This is a genomic window from Caballeronia sp. LjRoot34, from assembly GCF_964253815.1.
GTDB lineage: Bacteria > Pseudomonadota > Gammaproteobacteria > Burkholderiales > Burkholderiaceae > Caballeronia.
On the sequence record NZ_CAXUSB020000001.1, the window covers coordinates 1,553,550 to 1,567,075 of the forward strand.

Annotated in this window: 11 protein-coding genes; 4 read left to right on the top strand and 7 right to left on the bottom strand. The window is 59.5% G+C overall.

Annotation, left to right across the window (positions count from 1 at the left end; genetic code table 11):
* Positions 1-20: 20 nt before the first annotated feature.
* Entirely contained in the window at positions 21-950 is a 930-nt protein-coding gene (locus ACSQ36_RS06875; protein ID WP_213764069.1) for an ABC transporter permease, read from the top strand.
* Between the two features lie 353 nt (positions 951-1,303).
* A complete protein-coding gene (locus ACSQ36_RS06880; RefSeq protein WP_436181330.1) occupies positions 1,304-2,407 on the top strand; it encodes a BMP family ABC transporter substrate-binding protein in 1,104 nt (367 codons plus the stop codon).
* A gap of 140 nt (positions 2,408-2,547) precedes the next feature.
* Here ACSQ36_RS06880 and ACSQ36_RS06885 read toward each other — a convergent pair whose 3' ends face one another.
* From ACSQ36_RS06885 to ACSQ36_RS06900, 4 genes are all read right to left on the bottom strand, one after another.
* Positions 2,548-2,757: a dodecin gene (locus ACSQ36_RS06885; protein ID WP_097262386.1), complete on the bottom strand. Its 210-nt coding sequence runs from the start codon at positions 2,755-2,757 to the stop codon at positions 2,548-2,550.
* Positions 2,758-4,091: 1,334 nt separating this feature from the next.
* Positions 4,092-4,583, bottom strand: a complete 492-nt coding sequence (locus ACSQ36_RS06890; RefSeq protein ID WP_213764067.1) for a hypothetical protein — start codon at positions 4,581-4,583, stop codon at positions 4,092-4,094.
* Positions 4,584-4,938: 355 nt separating this feature from the next.
* Positions 4,939-5,385, bottom strand: a complete 447-nt coding sequence (gene mscL / locus ACSQ36_RS06895; RefSeq protein WP_213764066.1) for a large conductance mechanosensitive channel protein MscL — start codon at positions 5,383-5,385, stop codon at positions 4,939-4,941.
* Positions 5,386-5,624: 239 nt separating this feature from the next.
* Positions 5,625-7,040 carry a DUF2252 domain-containing protein gene (locus ACSQ36_RS06900; protein ID WP_213764065.1) on the bottom strand — a complete coding sequence of 472 codons (1,416 nt, stop codon included), beginning with the start codon at positions 7,038-7,040 and terminating at the stop codon, positions 5,625-5,627.
* Between the two features lie 451 nt (positions 7,041-7,491).
* Between ACSQ36_RS06900 and glgX the strand changes: the two genes are divergently transcribed.
* The gene (gene glgX / locus ACSQ36_RS06905; protein WP_436181331.1) at positions 7,492-9,690 is read left to right on the top strand and encodes a glycogen debranching protein GlgX; all 2,199 of its coding nucleotides are present in this window, start codon (positions 7,492-7,494) and stop codon (positions 9,688-9,690) included.
* A 361-nt stretch (positions 9,691-10,051) separates the two neighbouring features.
* Here the strand turns inward: glgX and ACSQ36_RS06910 are convergent, their stop codons facing one another.
* Together ACSQ36_RS06910 and ACSQ36_RS06915 are read right to left on the bottom strand one after the other, a co-directional pair.
* On the bottom strand, positions 10,052-11,239 hold the full coding sequence (locus ACSQ36_RS06910; RefSeq protein ID WP_436181332.1) for a tetratricopeptide repeat protein: 1,188 nt from the start codon (positions 11,237-11,239) through the stop codon (positions 10,052-10,054).
* A gap of 263 nt (positions 11,240-11,502) precedes the next feature.
* Complete coding sequence (locus ACSQ36_RS06915; RefSeq protein ID WP_436181333.1) at positions 11,503-12,183, bottom strand: PspA/IM30 family protein; 681 nt, start codon at positions 12,181-12,183, stop codon at positions 11,503-11,505.
* A gap of 494 nt (positions 12,184-12,677) precedes the next feature.
* Between ACSQ36_RS06915 and ACSQ36_RS06920 the strand changes: the two genes are divergently transcribed.
* Positions 12,678-12,848, top strand: coding sequence for a DUF2177 family protein (locus ACSQ36_RS06920; protein ID WP_436181334.1), 171 nt, complete (start codon positions 12,678-12,680; stop codon positions 12,846-12,848).
* An 89-nt stretch (positions 12,849-12,937) separates the two neighbouring features.
* Here ACSQ36_RS06920 and ACSQ36_RS06925 read toward each other — a convergent pair whose 3' ends face one another.
* Positions 12,938-13,495, bottom strand: coding sequence for a hypothetical protein (locus ACSQ36_RS06925; RefSeq protein WP_255631308.1), 558 nt, complete (start codon positions 13,493-13,495; stop codon positions 12,938-12,940).
* Positions 13,496-13,526 lie beyond the last annotated feature (31 nt).

The window sequence follows — 13,526 nt, forward strand, 5'->3', positions numbered from 1 at the left end:
AAAAGCGGACTAGAAAACCCATGGATATCAATCAGGCCAGTTCGCTTTCCTCAAGCGCTGTCGTCGCCGCTATTCCGCTGATGTTCGCCGGTGCAGGTGAGCTCGTCGCGGAGAAGTCGGGGGTGTTGAACCTTGGCGTAGAGGGCATGATGCTGATGGGCGCGGTCACCGGCTACGCTGTCACCGCGATCACTGGCAATCCGTGGCTCGGTATTCTGGGCGCGATTGTCGCGGGCGTGCTGATGTCGCTTGTGTTCGCGTTCCTCACCATCACCATGCTCGCGAATCAGGTTGCCACGGGTTTATCGCTGACTATTTTCGGTATCGGGTTTTCGGCGTATATCGGCAAGCCTTATACGTCGGCGGCGGTGCGCGCGACCATCGACGTGCTGCCCATTCCCGGTCTTACGTCCATTCCCGTCATCGGACCCGCGTTTTTCACGCTGACGCCGCTTGGTTATCTCGCGTTCATCATGTTTGGCGTGATCGGCTGGTTTTTATATCGAACGCGCGCCGGGCTGGTATTGCGCTCGGTAGGCGAGTCGCCTTCGGTCGCGCATTCCGTGGGTTTTCCGGTAGTCGGCGTGCGTTACGGCGCGACGCTTTTCGGCGGTGGCATGGCCGGTATTGCGGGCGGTTATTACTCGATCGTCTACCTGCATTTGTGGCAGGAACAGCTGACGTCGGGGCGCGGCTGGATCGCGCTGGCGCTGGTCGTGTTCGCGACGTGGCGCCCGGGGCGGCTGCTGATCGGCGCATTGCTGTTTGGTGCGGTGATGGCGCTGCAGTTCTACGCGCAAGCCATCGGCGTGCCGATCCCGACGCAATTTCTCGCCATGTTGCCGTACGTGGCGACGGTCGTCGTGCTCGTGCTCATCTCGCGCAATCCGAACACGATCAAGCTGAACGCGCCAGCATCGCTCGGCAAGCCGTTTTTTGCGGCTAGCTGATGACGGTGCGGGTGAGGGCTTGCGGCGTGTTGGTAGCCGCGGCCCGACGCGGCTACTGTGTGCGGTTCGACAGCGATCGGCGCGTGGCACCTGCGGGTGCGGACGCGCGGTCGGGTGCGTCCGCGTCGAGGATGCCTGATCGCCGTTCCGTCGTGGGACGACCAATGGGAGTTCCTCTAGCCGAAGAGAAGTCCAGCCCGCTCATCAATAGGGTGCGCATTCGTTGCAAATGGCGACGCGCTTGAAAGGCGGACTGACATTCCGATTTAGCCCTGAACCACGGCCCGATTTTGGCCAATGACACTGCAGCACGATTTTTACAACATCATTGAACCATCGACAGGAGAAACACGATGAAGAAAAGCTGGCTGAACACCTTGGGCGCAGCCGGAGCCGTGGGCACGATGCTCGCGTTATCCGCCACGATGGTCGCCGGCCCCGCGCGGGCCGCCGATGCGCCGGGCATTGCGTTCGTCTACCTCGGGAACCCCGGCGATGCAGGCTGGACCTTTGCCCACGATGCCGGCACGAAGGAAGTGGAGGCCAAGTACGGCAGCAAGATCAAGATCACGCGAGTCGAAGACGTGCCGGAATCGGCGGATTCGGAGCGCGTGTTCCGCGATCTGGCCGCGAAGGGCAACAAGGTTATCGTGGGGACCAGCTTCGGTTACCAGGACTTCCAATTGAAGGTAGCGCGCGACTACCCGGACATTACGTTCCTGACGGCGACGGGTTACAAGAAAGCCAAAAACTTCGGCGTCTACGATGACCGCATGTACCAGGGCGCATATCTCGCCGGCGTCGCGGCGGGATACGTCACGAAGACGAACACGCTGGGGTTTGTTGCATCGGTGCCGATTCCCGAAGTGATCCGAAACATCAACGCGTACACCTTGGGCGCGCGATCGGTGAATCCGAAGGTTCACACGAAGGTGATCTGGATCAATAGCTGGTTTGACCCGGGCAAGGAAAAGCAGGCGGCGGAAACGCTGATTGGGCAGGGTGCTGACGTGTTGTTGCAGAACACTGATTCGAACGCGACGTTGGCGACGGCGGCCGAGAAGAAGGTGTACGCATTTGGTTGGGATTCGAACATGCAGAAGTTTGGTCCGAGCGCGCACTTGGGTTCGGTCGTGCAGCATTGGGAGGTGTATTACAACTCGATGGTCCAGCAGCTTCTGGACGGCAAGGTCAAGACTGATCCGGTCTGGCTGGGAATGCCGCAGAAGGCGGTGGATCTTGAGGACATGAATACGGCGGTGGTGCCCGCCAAGGCGATGCAGGCTGTCGCGGCAAAGCGTGAGCAACTGCAGAGCGGCAAGTGGGACGTGTTCATGGGTCCGATCAAGGACCAGTCGGGAGCGGTCAAGATTGCGGCTGGCCAGAATCTGACAGATCCGGAATTGCAACGTATCAACTGGTACGTTGAAGGCGTTGACGGGTCGTTGCCGAAGTAATTCGGGGGCGGTAGTTTGCGAAGCTGCCGGGAGGGTATGCGGCTTCGCAAAACTTACCTGTTGTTTGTCATCGTTTCCGTCATAAGAAAAGGCCGCGCTTAGGTTAAGCGCGGCCTTTGTTGTCTGCGTCGCGATTAATCTTAATCGTCGATTCGCAGTCCAACTTTAAGCGTGACTTGCCAGTGTGCGACCTTGCCGTCCTCGACTTGCCCGCGGGTGCCGATGACTTCGAACCAGTGCAGGTTGCGGAGGGTCTTTGAGGCTTTTTCGAGCGCCACACGAATTGCATCGTCGCTTGATTGGGTCGATGACCCGGTGAGCTCGATTTGTTTGTAGACGTGATTGGTCATTGTGTTCTCCTTTGGTGTCGGGCTGATGGCACGTTGATTCGCCTGGGTAGGACTGAGCAAATCATGCGCCAAGGGGGGCCGTTCGCACTTGGGGTTTTTACGGGGATGGGGGAGGGGTGGTTTGGGGTGGGGGTTGTCAGGTTCTGGGTTAGCGGTTGGGGTCAGTGCCGGGGTGGTCGGTTCTGGGGTTAGTGGTCGGGGTCTATGCCGGGTTGGTCGGTTCTGGCGGTAGTGGTCGGAGTCAATGCCGGGTTGCTGCTTTCAGCGTTAGCGGTCTGCGAGAGTCGGATTTTCTCTTTATCACTGTTAGCCACTGTGCGTGGCGGCACGTCATTTCTTTGTCCAAAGCGACAAAGAAACGAAGCAAAGAAAACGCTTTTAAACCACGCTACCCTAAGTGTCCACAGCGTGCAGTTTCTATTCATAGGTGCCCCAAAAGCACGGTGCTCGCCAGAGCGAAGGATGTTTGAAACCCTCCTTCTCGCGAATCCTGACATGAACACGCTTCGCCCCGTACGCTCTCGGGCAAGCACCATTGTCAAGGAATCCGTACGGCATCACACGTCTTTACGGTCATGTCTTGGTGGGTTGCCCACGTGGTCCGCGTGGCTATCTCGGTGGGCTATACGGCCGACGCATATTTAAAGCTTCTTTTTTGCAGATTATTTGCGTGGCCTGCGCCTTATTTTCGCCAGTCTGGGGGTGACCCGCTCCAGTGGGCAGTTAAGCAGTTGAATTTGCATAGGTGAGTTTGCTCCGTTTGACGTGGGGTGCGAGTTGTCCACGGCCGGCCAGCGGGTCGCCTATGGCCTCACGCATTTTGCGGCCTCGTTTCCAGGAGGGTTGGCTACGAGGTTCAAGGCGCGTCCGCATTGGAGGGAGGTTGTCCGCGGATAGCGCGGGGTGCTCCGTGGGCAGGTTCAATCACTGGTGGCGAAGCGTGTGGGTATCGGTGTTCGGAGAAGGAGGGTTTCAAACATCCGTGGCTCTGGCGAGCACCGTGCTTTTGGGGCACCTATGAATCAAAACTGCACGCTGTGGACACTTAGGGTAGAGCGGTTAAAGCGCTTTCTTTGCTTCGTTTCTTTGTCGCTTTGGACAAAGAAATGACGTGCCGCCACGCACAGTGGCTAATAGTGATAAAGAGAATATCCGACTCTCGCAGACCACTAACACTGAAAGCAGCAACCCGGCACTGACCCCGACCACTAACCTTGGAACCTAGCGCCCCGGTATAGCCCCGACCGCTAACCCCAGAACCGACCACCCCAGCATTGACCCCAACCCCCCCGATCACTGCACCCAAAACCACCCCCCGTCCACCGGTGCGAACACTACCGTAGGGGCCTTGATGCAGCATCCCCCGCATCCTGCCGCCGCGCGCCGCGCCTGGACCTCGCACTCGCCGATGCGCCGAATTCGCTCAAAATCTGAGTTCGTGCCCGGCTCGCAAACACCAGAAACCCAAACCCGTTGGCTTCATACCAATAGCCACCATTTTCGAGCCCGTCGAGCGGCTGCTCCAGCGCATTCGTAATACATTCAATGCACCGACGATGCAACTCGTCCACCGCAGGATACGGCGGTTGCGCCCCACGAACGCTGCAAAGAAGCACATCAAGACCCGGCAACACATGCGCGTACAACACCGGTTCATCCTGTGCGCGGGCGCGTGCAATCTTGGTATCGAGTTGGCCGAACGGCTTGAAATGCCTAAGCACAGCGAGGAAAGACTCGTCGCCGTCGACCTTTGCGCGTCTACGCTTTTTCGGGAAGGACATAAAAATTCGCCTGAAAAAGAATTGCAAAAAACGCAGCGTCCTCATGCGGCCACTCCCGTCTGGCGGGCCGCTCGTTTGTCTGGACACGTCGATCTTTTATAGCACATCGAAGTGGTGGATTCACGGCGATTCAGTTTAGGACACCGCACGCCGGTCATGCTCGACCGGCCCAGCGGTGGCGCACGAATCATGCCGATAACCCTGCTGCGGCTCGCATGTTTCTGTCTCAATAATAGACCTACGAAACCCCGCTGCGATGAAAATTCACCAGGAAAATTCAAACCCGTGTCATGAAGGCCACCAACCCCGGGATTGCACCTAAAAACGAAAAAGCCCGCGAGGGCCGTCGCGGGCTTTTCTGAATCGCTGCTCCCTTGGAGGATCAGGTCGGACCCTCAGGTCAGACGCGTGGCGAAGCCTTCAGCGAATCGCGGATCTCGCGCAGCAACAGCACGTCTTCCGGCGTTGCCGCGGGCTCTGGTGCTGGCTCCTCGGTCCGGCGCAGCTTGTTGATGAACTTGACCATCAGGAAAATGATGAACGCCAGGATGATGAAGTTGATCAGCACGGTAATGAAGGAGCCATACCCGAACACGGCGACACCCGCCGTCTGCAAGTCCTTGTACGAGTCGGGATTGCCCTTGAAAGTAGGGGGTATGTTGCCCAGTTTGATGAACATGTTGGAAAAATCAAGCCCGCCCGTGACTAGCCCCACGACCGGCATGATCAGATCCTTGACGATCGAATTGACGATGGTCGAAAACGCGCCGCCGATAATCACACCGACCGCCAGATCCATCACGTTGCCCTTGAGGGCGAAGCTCTTGAACTCCTGAATCATGCTCATGCGTTGCTTCCTCCATTAAAGATCATAAGAATCGGCAGCAAGGGATGTGCCATTCGATGACGTCGGCATGTCCAGCCGCCGTCCCGGCTTTGCTTTTGTGTTCAGGCTCTCACCGTTTTTTTAAACGGATAACGGCAATGATAGCGAATCGGTAGCATTTGCGTCCCGGGTTTTTTTGACGTCATCGGCCGATCGGACAAGGTTTGACAATCGATTCCTCTCGTTCCCCTATCGCACTGCTACGCTTTTTCGGGAGGCGCAGCGATCACGCGCCCTTGAGCAATCGCCTGGACGAACGCGGCGTGGTCGGCCACGGTCTGCGCACCGTAGCTTTCGGCCCATCGGGCATAGGCTGCATCCAGGCGGTCCGAGTTGCCGCAATAACCGGCGATCAGCGCGGCGTCGCCGGTGCGCGCATGAGCACGCGCGAGCAGCAAGCCGAGGCACCAGGCGTAGAAATCGAAGGTCGCGCCGTGCAGCCAGTCGACCGGAATCGAGCCGCGGATGTTCTTCATCTGCCGCACGTAGAAGTCGCGGCCCGAAATAGTCGTCCAGCCGAGCAACGGGTCGGAGGAGCTTTGCAGCAGGCGCTGGCCGTGCACCACGCGCCGCCCCTGGTGGCTGAACGCTTCAGCGAGCGGCGGCACGAACGGCGCGGCGGCGGGCACAATGCCTTCCTTGACCTGCATGAATAACGGATCGGCATGAGCTCGTCCGAGCAGTAATAACAAATACGCGCGCGTCCCGACACTGCCTACGCCCACCACGCGATGCGCGACATCGACCACGTCGTAGCGTTCGAGCATCGTCCGCCATTCGCCCGCGATGGTCTGCAAGTACCCGCGCAGCCCCTCCGTAACGTGGTTTTTCTCCGCGGCATCAAGACGGGTGAGGATCGGCGGATCGTCGCGAAAACGCCAGCTTTTGCCGTTCGGCTCGGCGACGCGCGCCAGCATCGTCGCGTGACTGCGCTTGGTCGAGCGTTCAACGGCCTTGGCAATGGTCGCTTTCTCCGCAGCGTCGAGCGTGACCGGTGCTTCGATATGCAACACGCTCGCGTATGAGCGCATCTGCCACAACTCGTAGGCGGGAACCTGCGCCAGCGTCGACATGGTGGTCCGGTAAGCGGTGCAAGCGGAGCGCACGGCACGCTCGCGGCCGGCGGCGTCGACTCCGTTTTCGAGCGCCGCTACGTTGATGCTGGCGGTGAGCCGCTTCAGATCCCATTCCCACGGGGCGACCAGGGTTTCATCGAAATCGTTCAGGTCGAAGACCACGTCCTGCCGAGGCGTGCGGAACAGCCCAAAATTGTTCAGATGCGCGTCGCCATCGATCATCACGTGATGGCCGATAGACGGCGTGTGCGCGAGATCCCAGGCCATCACGCTCGCCGCGCCGCGCAGGAACGCGAACGGCGATGCAGCCATGCGTGACATGCGCAACGGGATCAGCCGCTCCTGCCGGCCGGCGTTGTTGGCGAGCACCCGCGCGACGGCGTCCGGGCGGCTGCTTTCCGGCTGCCAGGCTGCGTGCGCGTCGAAGGGGACCGAATCGCGCAGCGAGCGGCCAAGCGCACGGCTTTCCTCAGCGCTGCCAATGGACGTACCGGACAGGCTGGTTGGCGGACTCGCGGATGCAGCAGGTTGGGTGGGCAAGACGGCTTTCCTCGGGTTGATCGATAGCACAAGGCGTGAGCGATTCCACGAACACTCCTGGCCGGGCCGGATAGGCCGGACGCGTGGTGAAACGCATGAGCACGATGCACGCCAGCAGCGTTATCGTTCAGGCCAAGGTTCCGTCAGCACAGGGGCGGCGGGTTCTTCATCCGGCCCGCCAGTGTGAAGCCCTCGGCATCAGGCCAATACCGCACCGCGGCCGCCGCCAAAAGCTGTCCGAAAAGGACGCTTCGCAATAGGCACGAAACATGCTGTTTCTTCTGCCCGTGAACTCCGGATGACGGTGCGCTCATGGCGCCAGGAATCTGTCGTCTGATCCCGGCCGACGATCCAACGACTCACTATTGACTCGTCAATCCGCTAGCGGCTCGGCGCATTGAAGCATCATCACATATTGATTGAAGCATCCAACACCTGGACACCCGTATACATGGCACACGATATCCGCATTGCCGAAGGCTCGCCGTTTCCCTTGGGCGCGACCTGGGATGGCGAGGGCGTCAACTTCGCCCTGTTCTCCGCGAACGCCACGAAAGTCGAGCTGTGCCTCTTCGATGACACCGGCGAGAAGGAACTGGAACGAATCGAATTGCCTGAATATACCGATGAAGTTTTCCACGTTTACCTATTCGGTTTGAAACCGGGCGCGGTCTATGGATATCGAGTGCATGGTCCTTATGAGCCGGAGAACGGGCATCGTTTCAATCCGAACAAGCTGTTGCTCGACCCGTACGCGAAGGCGCACGTGGGTGAGCTGAAGTGGGACCCGGCGGTGTTCGGCTACACGCTGAATGCGGACGGCGACGACCTCACGTTCGACGAACGCGACAGCGCGCCGTTCGTGCAAAAGTGCCAGGTGGTCGACCAGAGCTTTTCGTGGGTCCACCCGACGCGCGTTCGCGTCCCTTGGGAACAGACCATCTTCTACGAAACCCACGTGCGCGGTTACACAAAACGCCACCCGGCTGTACCCGAGCATTTGCGCGGCACATTCGAGGGATTGGGCACGAAGGAAGTGATCGAGCACATCAAGAGCCTGGGGGTGACATCGGTTGAATTGCTGCCCATTCAAGCGTTCGTGGACGACAGCCATCTCACCGACCAGGGTCTCACCAACTACTGGGGCTACAACACGATCGGCTTTTTCGCCGCCGATCCGCGTTTCTTTGCGCAAGGCCCGGGCGCGGTCGCGGAACTCAAGCAGATGATCGACCGCTTCCACGAAGCCGGCCTCGAGATCATTCTCGACGTGGTCTACAACCACACCGCCGAAGGCAACGAGCGTGGGCCGACGCTGTCGTTCAAGGGTATCGACAATGCTTCGTACTATCGGTTGCCCGACGACAAGCGTTATTACATCAACGATACCGGCACGGGCAATACGCTCAACCTGTCGCATCCGCGCGTGCTGCAGATGGTCACCGACAGCCTGCGCTACTGGGTCACCGAGATGAACGTGGACGGTTTCCGCTTTGATCTTGCCACTATCCTCGGCCGCGAGACGTATGGTTTCGACGAAGGCGGCGGGTTCCTCGACAGTTGCCGCCAGGACCCGATTCTCTCCAGCGTGAAGCTGATCGCCGAGCCTTGGGATTGCGGTCCCGGCGGATATCAGGTCGGTGGTTTCCCGCCGGGCTGGGCCGAGTGGAACGACAAATTCCGCGATACCGTGCGCGAGTTCTGGAAGGGCGAAGAGGGCGTGGCGGCGGAGCTGGCTACGCGTATCACCGGTTCCGGCGATAAATTCAACCATCGCGGCCGCCGTCCGTGGGCGAGCGTGAACTTCATCACGGCGCACGACGGTTTTACGCTGAACGACCTCGTCTCGTACAACGAGAAGCACAATGAGGCGAACGGCGAAGACAACAAGGACGGCAGCTCCGACAACCGCTCGTGGAATTGCGGTGCGGAAGGTCCGACCGACGACCCCGAAATCCGCGCACTGCGTGAACGCCAGAAACGCAACATGCTGGCGACATTGCTGTTCTCGCAAGGCACGCCGATGATCCTTGCCGGCGATGAATTCGGCCGCACGCAACAGGGCAACAACAACGCGTATTGCCAGGACGGCGACATCAGTTGGGTCAACTGGGACATCGACGACGACGGCCGTGCGCTGAACGACTTCGTGCGCAAGCTCACGACCTTGCGGCACACGTTGCCGGTGCTGCGTCGCGGACGTTTCCTGACGGGCGAGTTCCACGAAGACCTGCAACTCTGCGACGTAAAATGGCTGAGCCCATCGGGCGAGGAACTGACGCCGGAACAATGGGACGATCCGTCGATGCGCTGCTTTGGGCTCGTGATCGACGGCCGCGCGCAGGCAACGGGCATTCGCCGTCCCGCATCGGACGCCACGCTGCTGATCGTGATCAATGCGCATCACGATGTGGTGGACCTGACGTTGCCCGAGATTCCCGGCAGCGATCAGTGGAGTTGCCTGATCGACACCAATGCGCCGATCCGCGAAGAGCTTGAAGACTTCGATTCGGGCGCGACCTACCAGGTAACCGGACGATCGCTGCTTTTATTCGCGCTGCATGCCCGAGGCGCGACCAAGCGGATCTTCAAGCGGCTGGAAGAAGCGCTTACCGACGAAATCGAGCCGGAAGGCGGTAACGCGGCGTAAGGGGACGTAAAGGGACGTTATCTACGGCAGCGATTTGTAACGGCTATCATGCGGGTCATGAACCTTGACTCGCTGTTTTGCTTACATTGCCACCCATCGTTTTCGTCCGCATCGCAGCGCATCGTGCAGCGCACCCAGTCGACATGATTTTCGAGGCACTCATGCGTGTCGCGAACTGGGATCAACTTGAGCGCATCTGGGAATTTGTAGTGGGATTCTTCAAATTCCTGTGGGCGTTGCTGCGCTTTCTCGGGGGCGGATGAGGACCCGCTCTTCGACAGATTTACGGTGCTAATAAAAAAGCTCCGAACGAATCAATCAGATTCGTTCGGAGCTTTTTAACATTCAGCCTGCAGCCGGTTCAGGAGTTGTCCCAGTTGCCGGAATCGTTACTGCCCACATCGACGCCGCCGCCGCCATTGTCGCTCCAGTCGTTCGAGCCGTTGCCGAAATCGAGTCCGCCACCATTGTTGTTGTCGTCGTTACCGCGGCGACGGCGCAATTCGTCGTCATCGACCGGCACTTCACGTTCGATCACGCGCTCGCGGTTGCCGCCGGACATTGCCTCGCCGAGCAACACGCCAGTCAGCAATCCGCCCATGCCGCCACCAAAACCACCGCCTTGCTGCACGATGACCGGCGGCTGTTGTTGCGGATAAGGCGAATAGGGCGGCTGCCCTTGCGGATTGCGCCCAAATCGCTCGGCTTCCTGCGCATAAACTGACTGGCCGTCGGCGCTTGCCGGGGCCGCGGTCGTGCGCGGATCGGGCCGGCCTTCCGAACGTGCCCGCACGCTGTCGATCTGGTTCGCCAGATCTTCGATCGCGTAGGGCGGGACGGGGTTTTTCGAATTGGACAGGGCTTCGACCATCTGGCGAAGCTGCGTTTCGATGCCTTCGACTTCCTGAAGCATCGCTTCATGCCCCGGTTGCGTCGACAAACGCACGTCGAGCTTCAGCGACCGGACGTCATTGAGCAGTTCGGTCGCGCGCTTGAGCTGCGTGCGGCGATCGGCGTCGGCCTGGCCGTCGTCGTTCGAACGCGCGCGTTTCAGACCCCAACGCAGCACCAGCGCAATCCCGACGAACAGGACCGCGAGCAACACCCACATGCCCATTGAAGGCCCATGTCTTTCGGGAGCTGCCACGGCGCCTTGATTGAACGGATTGCGCGTGACCGAGGTAGACGTCGAGTTAGACGTATTAGACGATGAATTCACCCGGTTCGCATCCGAGCGGATGCGCGCTTCCATGGCGTTGAAGCGCGACGGATCGGTGAATTTAATGGCAGGGTCGAGCGTGCGCGCTTGTTGAACCTGAGCGAGCGCGTCGGAAGAACGGCCTTCGCGGTCGAGCACTTGCGCGTACAAATAGTGTGCCTTCGCATTGTTCGGATGCGCCTGCAGCACTTCGTTCAACTGGGCGTCAGCCTGGCTCCAGTTGCCTTGCGTCATCGACTGCTCGATCTGGCCGGCGCTTGGCACAGCAGCGAAGGCCGTTGCCGAAACCAGCATCAGCGATGCAACTACAGCCATCACATATTTTTTCATTTGCGGACCGGGGCGTTCGCACCCGTCTCCATTCCATGCGACATTTCGATGCAATTCCCCAATGCTGCTCGCAGCGAACCGCCGTATTGCGCTGTTCACTGCGCCTTTGACCGCGCCCAGACTTGAGGTTGCCCTCATTGCCGGTTCACGCTGTCAGGCGTTCGCCCCGAAGGGCGCAAGCCTTGGTCCCGCTCTTGGTCTTGCTTATTCACCGGCCGGCGCAAAACCTTCGCGCCGGCTTGCGTATCGGTTTAAGCGAGACTTTACTGCGCCAGCGTGTTGATCTGTTTCTTGAGTGCTTCCAGGCGGTCTTCGACGGACGGGCCACGCGTGAGCGCCGCGAGTTTGTCTTCGAGCCCCTTGCCGCTCTTCTCATCAGCCGAGTTCAGCCGTGCGTCCGAGCGGGCATTCGATAGCTGGACCTTGTCTTCCAGCTTCTGAAAGTCTTCCGACAGGTTCTTCCCGCCGATCCCGCCCAGCGCCGTCGCCGCGACATCTTTCGCCGTTGCAATCTGCTGCTTGGCCTGAAGGATGTTCGAACGCGAGTTGAGCTCGTTGCGCCGCTGGCGCATGTCGTTGATCTGCTGCTTCAAATGATCCACCGACGGCACCAGGGTCACCAACTCGGCGGCCAGTGCATCGCGTTCAGTTTCGGCGTTTGCCTGCGCACCCAGCGCTTCGCGGGCAAGGGCTTCGTCGCCGCTTTGCAGCGCGCGCTTGGCTCCGTCTTCGTACTTCTTCGCCTTTTCGGCGGCAACATCGCGCTTGCTTTGTTGCGTGGCGACCTGCGCCTCGATTTCGATCAGCGAGTTCTCGGCCTTCGCGATGCTGTCGTCGAGTTCGCGCACGATCTGGCGAGCGTCCCGCGACGGGTCCTGCACGGTGTCGGCGGCGTCGTTCAGCAGGCCCTTGACGGTGCGCGAGATGGAATCCAAAAGCGACATGAGTTTCCTCCTGGAAATGAAGTCGGCTGCCAGGCAGCAACGTTCGATGAACATTCTGTGAATGTTCGCCAACGTTTGATTAAGCGCGGCGCCCACGGCGTCGCGCGTCGGATAAATCGGGCCGGGCGCACGGATTACAAGCTCGCCGATACACTTTGTTGCGAAGCGGGAATCCGCGCATTAAAAGCGGGTTTGGCTGACGGTGCATGAACCTTGTTACTCATGCTTTCGTGCGCGCAGCGTCCAGATTTTGCCCGGGTTATTAAACCATGCAACGACTTAAACCGGGCTTAACGGCTTTATCTTAACGGTACACCATGCGGTTGATTTAGCGAGTGCCGCAGCGGAAATTCAAGTTTTTGAAGGAATTGAGAACGGATCGGCCACGTCGAAGATGCTTATCGTTGCGTTTATCGTTACAGCAGTTGTTTTTCTTATCCTCGATACCCTCTGGCATGGCGTGATTTCACGGAGTTTGTATTAGCGGAAGATGGGTGAATCGTTATTCTCGAAACCCACCTCAGCGCGGCGGCGTTTTCTATGTGATCTACATAGCCGGAGCTGTGTTCGGCATCGTCGCGTATGCCACGTATGACCTCACCAGCCTCGTCACGCCAAAAGGCTGGAGCACGGCACTCGTGCCCATAGGCGTGCGTGCAGGGTAGCAATAGCAATCGCTTCGACCGTTGCGATTGCTATTACCACTCGTGCGATCCCTCTCGACTGAGCAGAGCCGGCTTGCCGAGCCGATTTTTCAGGAGCGCCCGGAAAACGATGCGTCTTCGTCCGATTCATCCGACGCACTCAGGTCTTCCCCGGAATTGCAGGTTTGCGACAGGAGGTCGTCTGTTTCCGGTTCAAGCGTGCTCAAAGGCTTAGGTCCTTCGGCGGCCAACGTGCGTTTGCTGGCCACTTTGGCGACCTGTGCGGCGTCCCGGGCCTCGCGCGCGGCAGCCCGTTCAGCAACTTGCCGCAGCGCAACATTCAGAGGGTCGGGTGTTTTCGGCGCACGCAGCCGGTCCACAAGACTGGCTGCCTTCACCTGTTCGCTAGTCGCGTTGAAGCTCAATACGGCGCGCCGCATGAGTTCACTGACGCTGACGCCAAGGCCGCTGGCGGTGCTGGTGATCGCAAGTTTCTGCGCCGGAGTGACAAAAACAACAATGCGTTCGCTGGGTTTGGTAGTCATGAGCGCCTCGCAAGCAGGGCTGGGCAAGTCCGAACGGTCGATGTCCGACACGGGCAACACCATTTGATGCGCTTTTGGCGTGTGCGGCGGTACGCCAAACCACGCAACCAACGTTTCCATCATATCGGTTTGCCAACTTCTCGTGGCGCACGGA